Source organism: Paraburkholderia phenazinium (assembly GCF_900141745.1).
GTDB classification, from domain to species: domain Bacteria; phylum Pseudomonadota; class Gammaproteobacteria; order Burkholderiales; family Burkholderiaceae; genus Paraburkholderia; species Paraburkholderia phenazinium_B.
This window is the reverse complement of the sequence record NZ_FSRM01000002.1, coordinates 3352899-3367528: the sequence shown is the minus strand read 5'-3', so window position 1 is coordinate 3367528 and position 14630 is coordinate 3352899. Positions and strand designations below refer to the sequence as shown.

Below are 14630 nucleotides of genomic sequence, written 5' to 3'. Positions count from 1 at the left end.
CGCGTCGCCCGGTTACCGTTGACCTTCCTCGAGAATCTCAAAGGCTGCAATGAGGCTCGTGCGCATCCGTCCGAACGAAACGGCCAACGATGCGATTTCATCGCGCCCGCCTGCCGGCAACGCAACGTCTCCTAACTTGCCAAGACTCACTTCGTCGGCCGCGCGTGACAGCATCTGCAGACGGCGAGTCACCAGAAAGTGCACCATGAGGTTGAGCACGACGAGCACAACTGCGAACACCGCACTCAATGACACCATCAGGCTGCGCCACACCGCGTGACCGCGAGCGATCGACTCCGACATCGGTACTGAGACGAACTCCGCGCCAATGACCTCGTTCATGGTCCAGCCGAAGCCGTTCGCCGGACCATATTTGTCGAACATCGTGCGCGGGGCCGCGGAGGGCGTGCTGTGGCATTGCATGCAGCTTGAATCGGTGATGCTGCTGGGGTGCGCGAGGAACAGCAACTGATCGCCCCCAGGCGTGCGGCGTTGCCCCGTGATTTCCTTCAGTTCGGGATGGTCGTGAAGGTGGTTGATCACCTCGGTTTCCCAGTCAGTGGGCCGGTCGCGCGGATTGGTCGGGTTGACCATGGTCGAGCGGTACGAAAAGTTTGGAAACGCGCTTTGCAGCGTATTCAACATCTCGATTGCAGAGTACGCCGGCACCGATTCTGGCACGAATGAATACTGGATCTGCGTTGCGAGCAATGGCGTGATGTGCTGGGCGGTGTAGTTTTGCACGGCGCCGGCGGCGCTCAACAGCACATCGGCATCGTGACGTGTTTCCTCCAGCGCCTGCTGTTGCAAAACCCGATCGGCGACGAGACCGATAGCCGTGAGCCCGATCGCGAAGATCGCGATAAACACGAGATTGAACTTGATGGCGAGCGAGATCTTCATGGGTGTACGGAGTCGGAGGAATAGGGTGATCGCTGCTGGAACGCTGTGCTGCGCGCGAGGACACGTGGCGGCGGATAAACGAGCGGACGCCAGTCGGGCAGCTCACGGATGTTCTGCTTGATGGCGTGTTGAAACGCCCCATCGGAAAGACGTGTGCGGAACCGCGCCGTAAAACGTGTGGGCGACGCAGTACGCACTGCCAGGCTGCTTGCGAGCCAGTCCGACACATCGTCGTAAGCGACGGGACGCATGTCTTTGGGCGGATCGTTGTGCACGGTGGTTAGCGCAGGGATGGTGCGCAACGCGTCGCGAAAGGCGACCGGCATCGACGCGATAAATGCGGAATCGGGCCGCGTCGCGAGAGTGACGGGTTCCTGTGCCGTGGAGTGCGTGGCGAAGCCGTGCGCGTCGACGCGTAACGGCACCGGCTTGCCGTGCGAGCCTGCAATTGCGCTGACGCTTGCCGTGCCGCTCTCGCAGAACACCGCGTCGGTGTCCTGATAGCCCGCGGCTTTCGCCGCAATCACGAGCGCCGTATCGGCTGCCGGCAAAAATCGGCTGCGCTCTGTTTCGATAACCGGTGCGGCGCAATCATTCGTGTTGCACGCATTGCGCACCTTCATCCATCCCTTCAGCAACGCGATATGCGCGTCGCGCGACAACATCACACGCGTGTCGTGACCCAGCGCGACGATGTTCCCCGCCTCGTCCTGAATCTGTATGCCGCCGCTTGCCGGTGTCTCGACGATGTCGTCCGTCCCGAAGCGTTGCCCGATGTCCGGCTGATACAGCCCCGTGTCGTGGATGGCGACCGGGCGTGCATCGGCACGCACGAGTTGCCACGCCGCTTGCGCCCGTGACGTAATCGCGACGAGGACGAGCAGGGCCAACAAGGTCTGTTTGCCACGCAATGCGCTGCTGGGTTGAGTTGAGAGTTTCATGTTCTGAAGCGCCATGACATCGACGAAGTACGGAGAAGGCGTCCCCATAAAACGCTCGAACGCGCGGTTTATTCCGTGGCCGCCGCGAATGACAAAGCGCGCAAATTTAAAGTGGTTGCGGAATATCCCCCAACTCTGGGGCGTTGTGTAGCCAGCGGGCGGGGATCACGCCGGCAAGCACAGCACCTGACGAACGCGGAAAAATTTAGACGGAATAGATCGCGACGCTGAGCGTTTTGTAGGTGCGGACAGCGTTCACCGTACAGATCGAGCGCATCGTCGAATCCATCACATGGTCAACACTGAAAGGAAGCAGCCAATGTCAACGAGACAGAACAGTCAGAAATTTATTGGGCGCAACCGGGCGCCGCGCGTGCAGATCGAGTACGACGTCGAACTGTATGGGGCGCAGAAGAAGGTACAGCTCCCGTTCGTGATGGGCGTGATGTCGGATTTGTCCGGTGCCAATGCCGCCGAACTTCCCGCGATTGAAGCACGCAAGGCGCTCGAGTTCGATGTCAGCAACTTCGATAGCCGCATGCAGTCGATGAAGCCGCGGGTGAGCCTGAGTGTGCCCAACACGTTGACGGGCGAAGGCCACCTCGCAGTCGACATGACCTTCGAAAGCATGGATGACTTCTCGCCTGCCGAGGTGGCGCGCAAGGTCGAACCGCTCAGGAAGTTGCTCGAGGCGCGCACGCAGCTAGCCAATCTGGGCACGTATCTCGACGGCAAGTCGGGCGCAGAAAAGCTGATTGCCCAGGCGATCAAGGATCCGGCACTGCTGCAGGCACTGGGCGCGGTACCGAAAGCCGCTGATGAATCCGGGAAGGAGTGAGGGAAAGTCATGGAAAGCCAGAACCAGATCGAGCAAGGTGTACAGGGCGCCCTCACCGAGGTCAGCGAATTCTCGGCACTGCTGAGCAAGGAATTCAAGCCCAAGAATGAGCGCGCGAGGGAAGAGGTCGAAGCTGCGGTACGCACGCTGGCTGAGCACGTGCTTCAGGATTCCAACGTCGTATCCGACGATTTGACGCAGACTATCAATGCGTACGTCGCCGAAATCGATCGCAAGCTCAGCGAGCAGTTGAACCAGATTCTGCACGACGCAGGGTTTCAGCAACTGGAAGGCGCGTGGCGCGGGCTGCATCATCTCGTCACCAACACAGAAACGGATCCGCTGCTGAAGATCCGGGTGATGAACGTGTCGAAGAAAGAGCTTGCCAAAAATCTCAAACGCTTCAAGGGCGTCGCTTGGGACCAGAGTCCTGTTTTCAAGCGCATTTACGAAGAGGAATACGGCCAGTTAGGCGGCGAGCCGTATGGCTGTCTGATCGGCGACTACTATTTCGACCACGGTCCGCAGGACGTGGAGTTGCTGCGCGGCATCGCGCAGGTCGAGGCGGCAGCGCATGCCCCGTTTATATCGGCGGCCGGCTCTTCTTTGCTGGGTATGGAGAACTGGAACGAACTCGCCAACCCGCGTGACCTGTCGATGATTTTCACGACGCCCGACTACGCCGCCTGGCGTTCACTGCGGGAAACGGACGATGCGCGTTATCTCGCGCTGACGATGCCCCGTACCCTGGCTCGCTTGCCATATGGTGCGAAGACCGATCCGGTCGAAGAATTCGATTTCGAAGAAGACACGGAAGGCGCGGATTCGTCGAAGTACACATGGCAGAACGCAGCATATGCGATGGCGGTGAACATTAACCGCTCGTTCAAATACTACGGATGGTGCACGCGGATTCGCGGCGTCGAGTCGGGTGGTGCAGTCGAGAACCTGCCGGTTCATACCTTCCCCAGTGACGATGGCGGCGTGGACATGAAGTGTCCCACGGAGATCGCGATTACCGATCGACGCTCGGCAGAACTCGACAAGATGGGCCTGATGCCGCTCGTGCACCGCAAGAACACGGACATCGCGGCGTTCATCGGAGCGCAATCGGTCGCGAAGCCGGAAGAGTACGACGATCCCTCGGCCACGGCCAACTCGAATCTTTCGGCCCGCTTGCCCTACATGTTTGCCTGCTGCCGTTTCGCGCATTACCTGAAGTGCATTGTGCGCGACAAGATCGGCTCGTTCAGCACGCGGGAGCAGATGGAAAGCTGGCTTTCCAACTGGGTCATGAACTACGTGGATGGCGACCCCAAGAACTCCAGTGAAGAGACGAAGGCCCGCAAGCCGCTCGCTGCCGCGGAAGTCGTGGTGGAAGAAGTGGAGGGCAACCCCGGCTATTACACCTCGAAGTTCTTCCTCAAGCCGCACTACCAGCTCGAAGGGTTGACCGTTTCACTGCGCCTCGTCTCGCGCTTGCCGTCTGCGCAGGCGGCCTGAGCTCACACGTAAGTCACTTTTAGTCGCTACCCGGAGGGCAATGCTCCGGGTCCAAAGGCCTGTCAGCCTGGCAGGCAAACTTTTCCAGCACACAAGTAGAGGAATATATGGCATTCGACATGCACCTGAAATTCGGCTCTGGCGCGGTGACGATCCAGGGCGCCTCCGCCCATTCGAAGCACAAGAACCAGGTGCCCATCATCGCCTGGTCATGGGGCTGCAGCAATACCGGCAACCTGCACACCGGCGCCGGCTATGCGTCGGGCGGCAAGGCAAACATCCAGGACATTACCGTCACTAAGTACGTCGACGCCTGCTCTAACGCGCTGTTGCAAGCGTGCTGCACGGGCGCGCGAATCGATACCGCCTATCTATACGTGACGAACGCAACCGGTCAGCAGACCGACTACGTGACCATCGAGCTCAGCGAAGGCGTATTGGTCACGTCGGTATCGACCGGTGGCAGCGGCGGCGACGAGCGGCTGACCGAAAACATCACCTTGCACTTCGGCAAGTTCAAGTATTCGTTCCAGCCTCAGGACGATACGGGCAAGGCGAGCGGTGGCACCAAGGATTTCACCTACGACATCCAGCAGGTCACCAAGGAATAAGCCGGCCGGCGCGATACCGGGGGTCCGTCCGGATCCCCTAATGTTACGGAGCCCGCCGCATGGCAGAGCTGACACCCCAGGAGCGTCTGCAGCCTTCGCTGCTCGACCGGTTGACCGACCTTGCTCCTGCACAGCGTGAAGAGAGTCGGGAGGAGCGTGTTATCACCGCGCTGCGTCTTCGCGAGTACGTGACTCGCGATATCGCCTGGCTGCTCAACTGCACGCGCCAATGGAGCAGCGAAGAATCCGCGGGTTTCACGCACGCGGGTAAGTCGGTTCTGAACTTCGGGATTCCTGATCTTACCGGTACGGCCTTGTCGGGCATCGACATCGCGCTGTTGCAGGAGCGTATCCGTTCGGCGCTGCGCGATTTCGAGCCGCGTCTGATCGCCGGTACGGTTCAGGTCAGTGTCGAGCCGGACCATGCCCGCATGGACAGCCGCTCGCTGCGTTTCCGGATCGAAGCGGACATGTGGGCGCAGCCGATGCCGCTTAGCCTGTATCTGCGCACCGACGTCGATCTCGAGACCGGCGAGTTTCACGTCTCGCAACTTTTCGGCTGAATGTAATGGATCCACGACTCTTACGCTATTACAACCGCGAGCTCCAGCATGTCCGGGAAATGGGTGCGGAATTCGCGAGCGAGCACCCCAAAATCGCGGGGCGGCTCGGGCTGGAAGGGTTCGAATGCGCGGACCCGTATGTCGAGCGTTTGCTCGAAGGATTCGCGTTTATGGCTGCACGCGTGCAGTTGAAGATCGACGCGCAGTTCCCGGTGTTCACGCAACATCTGCTGGAGATGATCTACCCGCACTACCTGACGCCGGTACCGTCGATGGCAGTAGTGCAGTTTCATCCGGATGAGGCTGAAGACTTGCCGGCGGCCGGCCACCCGATCGCGCGGTATACCGTGATGCGCAGCCTCACTGGCTTCGGCGAGCGGACAGCCTGCGAGTACCGTACCGCGCACGAGGTCACGCTGTGGCCGCTCGCGATTGCCGAGGCGAGATACTTCGACACACCCGCGGCGCTGGCCGCCGCAGGGCTCGCGCCGCCACCCGGCACGCAGGCGCGCGCGGGTTTGCGGTTGAAGTTCAGGACGCTCTCGGGTGTGCCTGCGAAGGCGCTCGCGCTCGATCGCTTGCCCGTCTTTCTCGGCGGCGCCGACGATTTGCCGCGTCTGGTCTATGAGCAACTTCTGGCCAATGGCGTCGGATATACGGTGCGTGCGGCTGCGCAGGACGGGACGGCCGTCGAGGTGCATCGCGAGGCGTCTGCGTTGCGCGCGGCGGGCTTCGACGAGGATGAGGCGCTGCTGCCGTACGGAGGCCGTTCGTTCAGCGGTTATCGTCTGCTGCAGGAATACTTTGCCTGTCCGGAGCGCTTCCTGTTCGTCGAGTTCACTGGCCTGCGCACGCTGCTTGCGCGTGCCGCCGGCAACGAGTTCGAGATCGTGGTGTGGCTCGACCGCAGCGTCGCGCGTCTGCATAACGCCATCCATGCCAGCAATTTCCGGCTCTTCTGCACACCGGCAGTCAATCTGTTCGAACGCCGCGCAGACCGCATCCATCTGCAGCAGGGGACCACGGAATATCACGTGCTGGGTGACCGGACGCGCCCGATGGACTTCGAAGTGCATAGCGTGCTGGACGTGCAGGGTTACGGCGATCGTCAGGAGCCCGAGCAAAGTTTCCGGCCGTTCTACGACAGCACCTCGCGGACATGGCACAGCCCTCAGTCTGCGTTTTATACGCTACGGCGCGAGCCGCGCGTGCTATCGAGCCGTCAGAAGCAGCGGGGCGCACGCTCCAGCTATGTCGGCAGCGAAACCTTTATCGCGCTGGTGGACGCGAACGACGCGCCCTATGCGACCTCGTTGCGTCAATTGGGCTTGCGCCTGCTGTGCACGAATCGCGATCTGCCGTTGCATATGCCGGTGGGCAAGTCGTACACGGACTTCACGCTGGATACGGATGCGCCGGTGGCGTCGATCCGCTGCGTGGCGGGGCCCACCCGGCCGCGTGCGCCCACCGCGACAGGGGAATCCGCCTGGCGTCTGATCAGCCATCTGCAGCTGAACTACCTGTCGCTGCTCGATGAGGAGGGCGAAGCAGGTGCAACTGCCTTGCGCGAAATGCTCAGTCTGTATCACGACCAGTTCGATGCCGCCACGCGCCGCCAGATCGAAGGCATCAAACACGTTGCGGCCGTGCCGGTCACGCGCCGCATTCCCGTGCCGGGACCGGTCACTTATGGCCGCGGCCTGGAGGTCACGCTGACCTGCGACGATGCGGCCTTCGAGGGCAGCGGCGCATTTCTGCTTGCGTCGGTTCTGCAGCACTTCTTTGCGCGCTACGTTTCGCTGAATTCGTTTGTCGAGACAGTGTTGCGCACACTCGAACGAAACGAGGTTGCCCGATGGCACGCGAATCCCGGCAAACGGCCGATCCTCTAGCGCTCGAGGCGGCGCTGCGCGCGCGGCCCGAAGCATTCGAGTTCTTCGAGGCCATGCGGCTTCTCGAATGTGCGTACCCGGCGTTGCCCAGGCTCGGACACTCCACGCGGCCTGCCGAAGATCCGGTGCGCCTGGGTCATGCGGTTTCGCTGGAATTTCCGTCGCGCAGCATCGAGCGTTTCGAAACACGCACCGCTGATCGGCCTGGACGGCTTTATGGGCTGTTTCTCGGCCTGTTCGGTCCGCATGGACCCCTGCCGTTGCATCTGACCGAACATGCCGTGGACCGCGAGCGCAACGCGAAAGATCGCACGCTGGTCGCGTTTGCCGACGTGTTTCATCACCGGATGCTGAGTCTCTTCTATCGCGCGTGGGCCGATGCGCAACCGACCGTGCAGATGGATCGTCCGGAAGAGGACCGCTTTCGCACCTATATCGGTGCGCTGATCGGCATCGCTACGCCGCATCTGGAGAAACGCGATGCATTGCCCGATGAGTACAAGCGCTTCTTCGCTGGGCGCCTTGTCGCGCAGTCGCGCAACGCCGAGGGACTCATGAGCTTTCTCGAGCATTACTTCGGCGTGCCTGTGCGTGTGATCGAGTTTGTCGCGGGCTGGATGAAGCTGCCGCGCGATGCCTGTCTGCACATGGGGCGCGGCATGGCTTCGTTGGGCAGAGACGCACTGCTTGGCGCACATGTGCGAGGCGCGCAAGAGCGTTTCCGGCTGCGTATCGGGCCGCTGGACCGCAACGAATTCAACCGCTTCCTGCCCGGCAGCGACGCGCTACGGCAACTGGTGGCCGCGGTGAGGATGTATGTCGGCGACGAGAAGGGATGGGATCTGCAACTCGTCCTGAAGAAAGAGGACGTACCGCTGACGTACCTCGGCAAGGCCGGCCGCATGGGCTTCAACACCTGGATGGGTCGTTATCCGAAGCCCGCCGATGCGGACGAAGTCGTACTGAGGCCCGTGAAATAAAGTCCGCGCCGCACTGGCGCGCGCATCGTTCAACCCAACGGCGGCCGCACGTCGGCTGCCTCACGTTATACAGGATCGGAAACCATGGCTGAAATCAGTCGCGGCGCGCTGTTCGGCAAGCTCAATCCGCTTGCCTACCGCTCTATCGAAAGTGCCACCGTGTTTTGCAAGCTGCGTGGCAACCCGTATGTCGAACTGGCGCACTGGATTCACCAGATCCTGCAGTTGCAGGATTCGGATCTGCATCGCATCGTGAGTCACTTCGGACTGAATCCTTCGCATCTTGCGCGCGACGTGACCGGCGCGCTCGAACGGCTGCCGCGTGGCAGCACCAGCATTTCCGATCTGTCCGCCGAAGTGGAAGAGGCCGTCGAGCGCGGCTGGGTCTTCGCCACGCTGATGTTTGGCGAAAGCCAGGTGCGCAGCGGCTATCTGATTGTTGGGTTGCTGCGAACGCGCCATCTGCGCCACGCACTTCTTAACGTGTCCAGCGAGTTCGAGAAGGTGCGCGCCGAGACCCTTGCGGATGAATTCGCAGGCATTGTCTCGGGGTCGCCGGAAGACGGTCAACATGCCGCTGACGGCTTTCGGGCCGATCAGGTCGCGCCCGGCGAGAGCAGCGGTGCGCTGGCACCCGCGCAACTGGGCAAGCAGCAGGCGCTTGCCCAGTTCACCGTGGATCTGACCGCGCAGGCCCGCGACGGCAAGATCGATCCGGTAGTGGGCCGCGATGGCGAGATTCGTCAACTGGTCGACGTGCTGATGCGCCGGCGTCAAAACAACCCGATGCTGGTCGGCGAGGCCGGCGTCGGCAAGACGGCGGTGGTCGAGGGCTTCGCGTTGCGCATCGCGCGTGGCGACGTGCCGCCGCCGTTGCAAGCCGTGCAGGTGCGCGTGCTCGATATCGGTCTGCTGCAGGCCGGAGCAAGCATGAAGGGCGAATTCGAAAACCGGCTGCGTCAGGTGATCGACGAAGTGCAGGCCTCGCCCAGGCCGATCATCCTTTTCATCGACGAGGCGCATACGCTGGTGGGCGCGGGCGGTGCCGCGGGCACTGGTGACGCGGCGAATCTGTTGAAGCCCGCGCTGGCGCGTGGCAACCTGCGCACGATCGGTGCGACCACCTGGGCCGAATATCGTAAGCATATCGAAAAGGATCCGGCGCTAACGCGCCGCTTCCAACCCGTGCAGGTCGACGAGCCAGGCGAGGAGAAGGCGATCCTGATGTTGCGCGGCGTCGCGCACGTGATGGAACAGCACCATCGCGTGCAGATCCTCGACGAGGCGCTCGAAGCGGCCGTCAAGCTGTCGCATCGCTACATCCCGGCGCGGCAATTGCCGGACAAGGCCGTGAGCCTGCTCGATACGGCTTGTGCGCGCGTCGCGATCAGCCAGCATGCGGTACCCGCGGAGATCGACGATGCGATGAAGCGCATCGAGGCACTGGAAACGCAGCAAGCCATCATTGCACGCGAGAAGACGGTCGGAGTCGACGTTGGAGAGCGCGAGCCGCAAGCTGCCGCGATGCTCGCGAGTGAGCGTGAGCGTTTGCGGCATCTCGAAGCCGGGTGGGCGGAAGAGAAAGCTCTGGTTGAGCAGATTCTGGCCTTGCGCGCGCGCTTGAGAAGCGAAGACCCTGAGATGGACGACGACGCAAAAGCCGCCGCACTCGCCGAACTCAGGCAACTCCAGGCGCAACTGGTCGAATTGCAAGGCGAAAGCCCACTAATCCTGCCCAACGTCGACTACCAGGCCGTCGCTGCGGTGACCGCGGACTGGACCGGCATCCCGGTGGGCCGGATGCTGCGCAGCGAACTGCAGACTGTAATGAATCTCGCGTCCGTGATGTGCGAGCGTGTGATCGGTCAGGACCATGCGATGGAGATGATCGCGAGGCGCATCCAGACGTCTCGTGCCGGTCTCGACAATCCCGGGAGACCGATCGGTGTGTTCATGCTGGCCGGCACGTCGGGGGTGGGCAAGACCGAGACCGCACTGGCGCTGGCCGAAGCGCTGTACGGCGGCGAGCACAATCTGATCACCATCAACATGAGCGAGTTTCAGGAAGCGCATACGGTCTCGACTTTGAAGGGCGCGCCGCCGGGATACGTCGGTTATGGCGAAGGCGGCGTGCTGACCGAAGCCGTGCGTCGCAAGCCATACTCGGTGGTGCTGCTCGACGAGATCGAAAAGGCGCATCCCGATGTGCACGAGATCTTTTTCCAGGTCTTCGACAAGGGCGTGATGGAGGACGGCGAAGGGCGCTCGATCAGTTTCAGGAACACGTTGATCCTGCTCACCACGAATGTGGGCACGGATCTGATTGCCGCGCTGTGCAGGGATCCGCAACGGATGCCGGACGTCGAAGACCTCACGAAGGCCTTGCGAGAGCCATTGCTGGACGTGTTCCCACCTGCATTGCTGGGGCGGCTTGTGACGGTGCCTTATTTCCCGCTGAGCGGCGACATGCTTGCGAAGATCGTGAGGCTGCAACTAGAGCGCATCAAGCGGCGTGTGGAAGATCGCTATCGCGTGCCGTTCGAGTATGACGACGCAGTAGTGGGACTGGTGGTGAGCCGTTGCACCGAGAGCGAATCAGGCGGGCGGATGATCGATGCGATTCTGACCAATACCCTGCTGCCGGAAATCAGCCGTGAGTTTTTGGCGCGGACGATGCGAGGCGAGGAAGTCGAGTGCGTGGACGTCAGCGTGGAGGACGGTGAATTTGCCTATCGCTTCGATGCGCTTGAGCAGGTTGCTATCGACATGGCCGCCGCAACGTCGTGATGGGGCATTCCGCAAGCGCCACTTTTTTTTAATCCCTCGTGCGAAGACGTTTCTGAGGAAATAATGCAAATACTCGACAAAACACTTCCCGTACTGCCTTTCACATACGCGCAATGGTTGGAGCAAACGGGCCAACCTGCGGAAGACGCGAACCGGACGCAAAAAATACTGGCAATGGCGCGTCCCGCTAGTCCTGAGTTGGTCGCGCTGAATCTATGCATCGAGAATTATACCTTCGTGGTTGCGAGGGATCGCTACGACCGTTTGATTGCGGCCTTTGAGAAATGGAAAAGGCTGAAGGAGCAAAGCTACGAGAACTGGAGTAAATCGAGGCGGAATATTTCAAAGAAAGGCAGCCTCGTTTCGGTCATGCAGGAGATATTTGGAGAGAGCAATTATCTTAAATACGAAAAGAAGACGCGGGAAACCATTCTGATGTTTCTCTCCAAGCTGGAATGCTCCGAGTCAAGTTACCAGTTCATAACGGACGGCGTGATAGATAATTTATTCGATTTTGCCAACAATGCTGCCTCGTTGCAGGCACAGACGGTGGCCTCGTCTATCGATGCAGCGGGACGCACTTTCAATAACCTGAACCTCAAGGAGCGCGTACTGGACCGGCTGGTCGAGCGTACGAAGTCGATGTCGGCAAAAGATGTGCTGCAACTTGCTTCGCGCCCCCTGCCGGCCATGAACCAGGCGCTGGTCACCAAGGTTACCCAGTTTGTTGAGGCCAGAGCCAAATCGATCGAGGAATTCTTTCGCGCCGAGTTTGGTCAGCCTGTCCGCCTACGGACTATCGATCTCGATGAACGGTTTGAGAAGGCCGGGCAAGTCCAGCGCAATCTGACTAAAAGTCTGGTGACTTTTTTGTGTCCCATTGTCGGGGCAGTGGTGACCGATTCTTTCGATGTGCTCGATAGCTTGCTCGATACAGCGGCGGCGTCGCTGGTGAAAATCGAGCAACGGGCTCGCGAGAGAAAAATTTCAATAAAACCCGGCATCAGCCAGATGCTCGCCAGCACTCTCCGTAAGGAGATGACAAGTGACATTGCGGAAGGGGTGTACAACATTGCCAAAACTTCAGGAAAACTGGCGGTTGACGCAAAATCAGCGGCGCTTGCGTCCCCTGTCTATTCGATTATTTTGTCGGCGCTGGAGATTCTGTGGCAAATGATCAGGCGCCATTTCCAGATCCAACGGATGAACCAGATATTCAGGGATGCCCAGGCGTTGTATCAGAAGAAGGACGTGCTGACACTGGGAGACTTCAATTCCTGGTTTGCAGACAGTATTGGCAGGACTCCGGCTGTGGCGGCGGTCATTCTCAACAGTGGCATCCTGGTAGACAAGGTCTCCTTCTACCAGTTGATCAAGGACGATGCCGTAGTCGATCAGTCTGTCTTTGATGCAGCGGTAGCGCACCTGCAAACGTTAATTGAATTCTCGTCGGAATACCTCGAGCAAACTGGATTTGAAATTTCCAGCACGGTGCCGGAGTTTGAAATTTACCTGCAACCCGCAAAGCGCGCTCAGGCATCAGGCCTTGCCAGACTGATCTCCGGGGTGCAAGCGGGGGTAGGCGCCGAATGATACGACCGCGTGCATCTTGAACGGGTCTGGCGTGTTCCGACATCGAAGTGCGTAGCGACGGAATAAACGCGGAGCCCAGTCGTTCTAAGTAACAACACGACGACTCATGCGCCTCGGCACGCAACTCATCTCATGGCACACGCAATCACGCTCACCTCCACGCTCGGCTCGAGCCTTCTGTTCGCGAACATGACGGCTAGCGAGTCGCTCGGCAAGCTGTTTTCGTACCGGCTGGAAGCGATCAGCAAGAACATCGAAGTGGATCTGCGCTCGCTGCTGGGCACGCCGATGACAGTGAAGCTCGTCTCTCCGCAAGGCTATACGCGCTACTTCAACGGGATTGTCTGCGAAGGCGAGCAGGGCGGGTTCGTCAACATCGAAAACGTGCGCTATGCGGTCTACACGTTCAGGCTCGTGCCGAAGCCCTGGCTCGCCACGCGCCGGCGCGACTGCCGCATCTACCGAAGCATGAGCGTGCCGCAGATCATCCAGTCGGTACTTGGCGATGTCGGCTATAGCGATCTGAAGCAGAGTCTGAGCGGCAGCTATCCGGCGCGCGACTACTGCGTGCAGTACCGCGAAAGCGACTTCGACTTCATCAGCCGCCTGATGGAGCAGGAAGGCATCTACTACTACTTCACGCATACGCAGAGCACGCACACGATGGTGCTCGCGGACGCGCTCGGCGCGCATTCGACGGTGCCCGGCTTCGAGCAGATACCGTATGCGCCGCCGATCGAGCGTGGCAAGCGGATGAAAGCGTCGATCAGCGACTGGGAAACTGCCCATGCGGTGAACACGACGAAGGTACAACTCGACGACTACGACTACCTCAAGCCGAAGGCGTCGCTGCTCGCCACCGAAGAGTTGACCGACACGGAGGACGTGCACAACGTGAGCGGCCTCGACATCTACGACTACGCATACGACTACGTCGGTTACGACGAGCGTCTCTCCGATGGACAGCGCTACGCCCAGGTGCGAGCCGACGCGCTAAACGTGCCGCTCGCGATGAGTGTGGGCAGCACCGATGCGTGCGGTCTCGCGACCGGCGTGCTTTTCACGCTCCAGGACTTTCCGCTTACGCAAGCCAACCAGGAATACCTCGTGATCGACACCACGACGCGTCTTGTGGAACCGGACTATGCGTCGGGTGGCGGAGGGGACGACGGCGAAGAGCCGTTCCAGTGCGACTTCAAGGTAATCCGCAGCCGCCAGCCGTTTCGCACGGCCCCGTCGACGCCGCGGCCGGTGATTGCGGGCCTGCAGACGGCGGTGGTCTATGGGGATACGCCCGAGGACATCTCCGTGGACAAATACGGCCGCGTGCAGGTGACGTTCTTCTGGAACCGCCCGGCCAAGCCCAATGCGCAAAACTCATGTCCCGTGCGGGTCGCACAGGTGTGGGCCGGCAAGCGCTGGGGGGCGCAGTTCATTCCACGCGTCGGGCAGGAGGTCGTGGTGAGTTTCCTCGACGGCAATCCGGACCGCCCGCTCATCATCGGCAGTGTCTATAACGCCGACAACATGCCGCCGTATGGCTTGCCCGACAACAAGACGCAGAGCGGTGTGAAAAGCCGCAGTCATCAGGGCGGCGGTAGTGAGGACTACAACGAGATCCGCTTCGAGGACCGGATGGGCAGCGAGCAGGTGCTCATCCATGCACAGAAGGATCTGCGCGAAGAATCGGAACACGACCATGACGTACAGGTGGGCAACCACTACACGCTCACTGCGGCCAGCCAGATCAGGCTTGTCACCGGGCTTGCAAGCATCACGATGAACAGCTCCGGCGAGATCGTGATCTCGGGCACGAATCTCACCCTGAACGGCGACATGAACGTCACGATGACCTCGGACCTCGCCATGGAGATCAACTCCAAGGCGAACCTGAACATGAGTTCGGTCGCGGCGATGGAAATCATGTCGGAAGCCGATTGCCTCGTTCAGTCCACCAATCTGCAACTGATCGGGACTGCGACCGCGGTGCTCGGCGGTGCTGCTCCGATGATCCTGTAA

At 60.7% G+C, this 14630-nt stretch carries 11 protein-coding genes; 9 read left to right on the top strand and 2 right to left on the bottom strand.

What is annotated here, in order from left to right; genetic code table 11:
• Positions 1 to 12 precede the first annotated feature (12 nt).
• Together BUS06_RS34935 and BUS06_RS34930 are read right to left on the bottom strand one after the other, a co-directional pair.
• On the bottom strand, positions 13 to 903 hold the full coding sequence (locus BUS06_RS34935; protein WP_074268810.1) for a c-type heme family protein: 891 nt from the start codon (positions 901 to 903) through the stop codon (positions 13 to 15).
• On the bottom strand, positions 900 to 1844 hold the full coding sequence (locus BUS06_RS34930; RefSeq protein WP_074269494.1) for a hypothetical protein: 945 nt from the start codon (positions 1842 to 1844) through the stop codon (positions 900 to 902). The genes BUS06_RS34935 and BUS06_RS34930 overlap by 4 nt, the downstream gene beginning before the upstream one ends.
• A gap of 319 nt (positions 1845 to 2163) precedes the next feature.
• Here BUS06_RS34930 and tssB point away from each other — a divergent pair, with 319 nt between their 5' ends.
• The 9 genes from tssB (at position 2164) to tssI (ending at position 14630) form a co-directional block, all read left to right on the top strand.
• Complete coding sequence (gene tssB / locus BUS06_RS34925; protein WP_074268809.1) at positions 2164 to 2682, top strand: type VI secretion system contractile sheath small subunit; 519 nt, start codon at positions 2164 to 2166, stop codon at positions 2680 to 2682.
• A 9-nt stretch (positions 2683 to 2691) separates the two neighbouring features.
• The gene (gene tssC / locus BUS06_RS34920; RefSeq protein WP_074268808.1) at positions 2692 to 4185 is read left to right on the top strand and encodes a type VI secretion system contractile sheath large subunit; all 1494 of its coding nucleotides are present in this window, start codon (positions 2692 to 2694) and stop codon (positions 4183 to 4185) included.
• Positions 4186 to 4292: 107 nt separating this feature from the next.
• On the top strand, positions 4293 to 4796 hold the full coding sequence (locus BUS06_RS34915; RefSeq protein ID WP_074268807.1) for an Hcp family type VI secretion system effector: 504 nt from the start codon (positions 4293 to 4295) through the stop codon (positions 4794 to 4796).
• Between the two features lie 59 nt (positions 4797 to 4855).
• Entirely contained in the window at positions 4856 to 5359 is a 504-nt protein-coding gene (tssE, locus tag BUS06_RS34910; RefSeq protein ID WP_074268806.1) for a type VI secretion system baseplate subunit TssE, read from the top strand.
• A gap of 5 nt (positions 5360 to 5364) precedes the next feature.
• Positions 5365 to 7251 (top strand): type VI secretion system baseplate subunit TssF, encoded by a 1887-nt coding sequence (tssF, locus tag BUS06_RS34905; RefSeq protein WP_074268805.1) that lies wholly within the window; start codon positions 5365 to 5367, stop codon positions 7249 to 7251.
• Positions 7215 to 8231, top strand: coding sequence for a type VI secretion system baseplate subunit TssG (gene tssG / locus BUS06_RS34900; RefSeq protein WP_074268804.1), 1017 nt, complete (start codon positions 7215 to 7217; stop codon positions 8229 to 8231). Before tssF ends, tssG begins: the two co-directional genes overlap by 37 nt.
• A gap of 84 nt (positions 8232 to 8315) precedes the next feature.
• Positions 8316 to 11018: a type VI secretion system ATPase TssH gene (gene tssH, locus BUS06_RS34895; protein WP_074268803.1), complete on the top strand. Its 2703-nt coding sequence runs from the start codon at positions 8316 to 8318 to the stop codon at positions 11016 to 11018.
• 63 nt (positions 11019 to 11081) lie between these two features.
• Positions 11082 to 12611 carry a hypothetical protein gene (locus BUS06_RS34890; protein WP_074268802.1) on the top strand — a complete coding sequence of 510 codons (1530 nt, stop codon included), beginning with the start codon at positions 11082 to 11084 and terminating at the stop codon, positions 12609 to 12611.
• 132 nt (positions 12612 to 12743) lie between these two features.
• A complete protein-coding gene (gene tssI / locus BUS06_RS34885) occupies positions 12744 to 14630 on the top strand; it encodes a type VI secretion system tip protein TssI/VgrG (protein ID WP_074268801.1) in 1887 nt (628 codons plus the stop codon).

What these genes read in the sequence shown, in the direction of transcription:
- BUS06_RS34935 (WP_074268810.1), bottom strand. Translation starts at nt 903, where the DNA reads ATGAAGATCTCGCTCGCCATCAAGTTCAATCTCGTGTTTATCGCGATC.
- BUS06_RS34930 (WP_074269494.1), bottom strand. Translation starts at nt 1,844, where the DNA reads ATGAAACTCTCAACTCAACCCAGCAGCGCATTGCGTGGCAAACAGACC.
- tssB (WP_074268809.1), top strand. Translation starts at nt 2,164, where the DNA reads ATGTCAACGAGACAGAACAGTCAGAAATTTATTGGGCGCAACCGGGCG.
- tssC (WP_074268808.1), top strand. Translation starts at nt 2,692, where the DNA reads ATGGAAAGCCAGAACCAGATCGAGCAAGGTGTACAGGGCGCCCTCACC.
- BUS06_RS34915 (WP_074268807.1), top strand. Translation starts at nt 4,293, where the DNA reads ATGGCATTCGACATGCACCTGAAATTCGGCTCTGGCGCGGTGACGATC.
- tssE (WP_074268806.1), top strand. Translation starts at nt 4,856, where the DNA reads ATGGCAGAGCTGACACCCCAGGAGCGTCTGCAGCCTTCGCTGCTCGAC.
- tssF (WP_074268805.1), top strand. Translation starts at nt 5,365, where the DNA reads ATGGATCCACGACTCTTACGCTATTACAACCGCGAGCTCCAGCATGTC.
- tssG (WP_074268804.1), top strand. Translation starts at nt 7,215, where the DNA reads ATGGCACGCGAATCCCGGCAAACGGCCGATCCTCTAGCGCTCGAGGCG.
- tssH (WP_074268803.1), top strand. Translation starts at nt 8,316, where the DNA reads ATGGCTGAAATCAGTCGCGGCGCGCTGTTCGGCAAGCTCAATCCGCTT.
- BUS06_RS34890 (WP_074268802.1), top strand. Translation starts at nt 11,082, where the DNA reads ATGCAAATACTCGACAAAACACTTCCCGTACTGCCTTTCACATACGCG.
- tssI (WP_074268801.1), top strand. Translation starts at nt 12,744, where the DNA reads ATGGCACACGCAATCACGCTCACCTCCACGCTCGGCTCGAGCCTTCTG.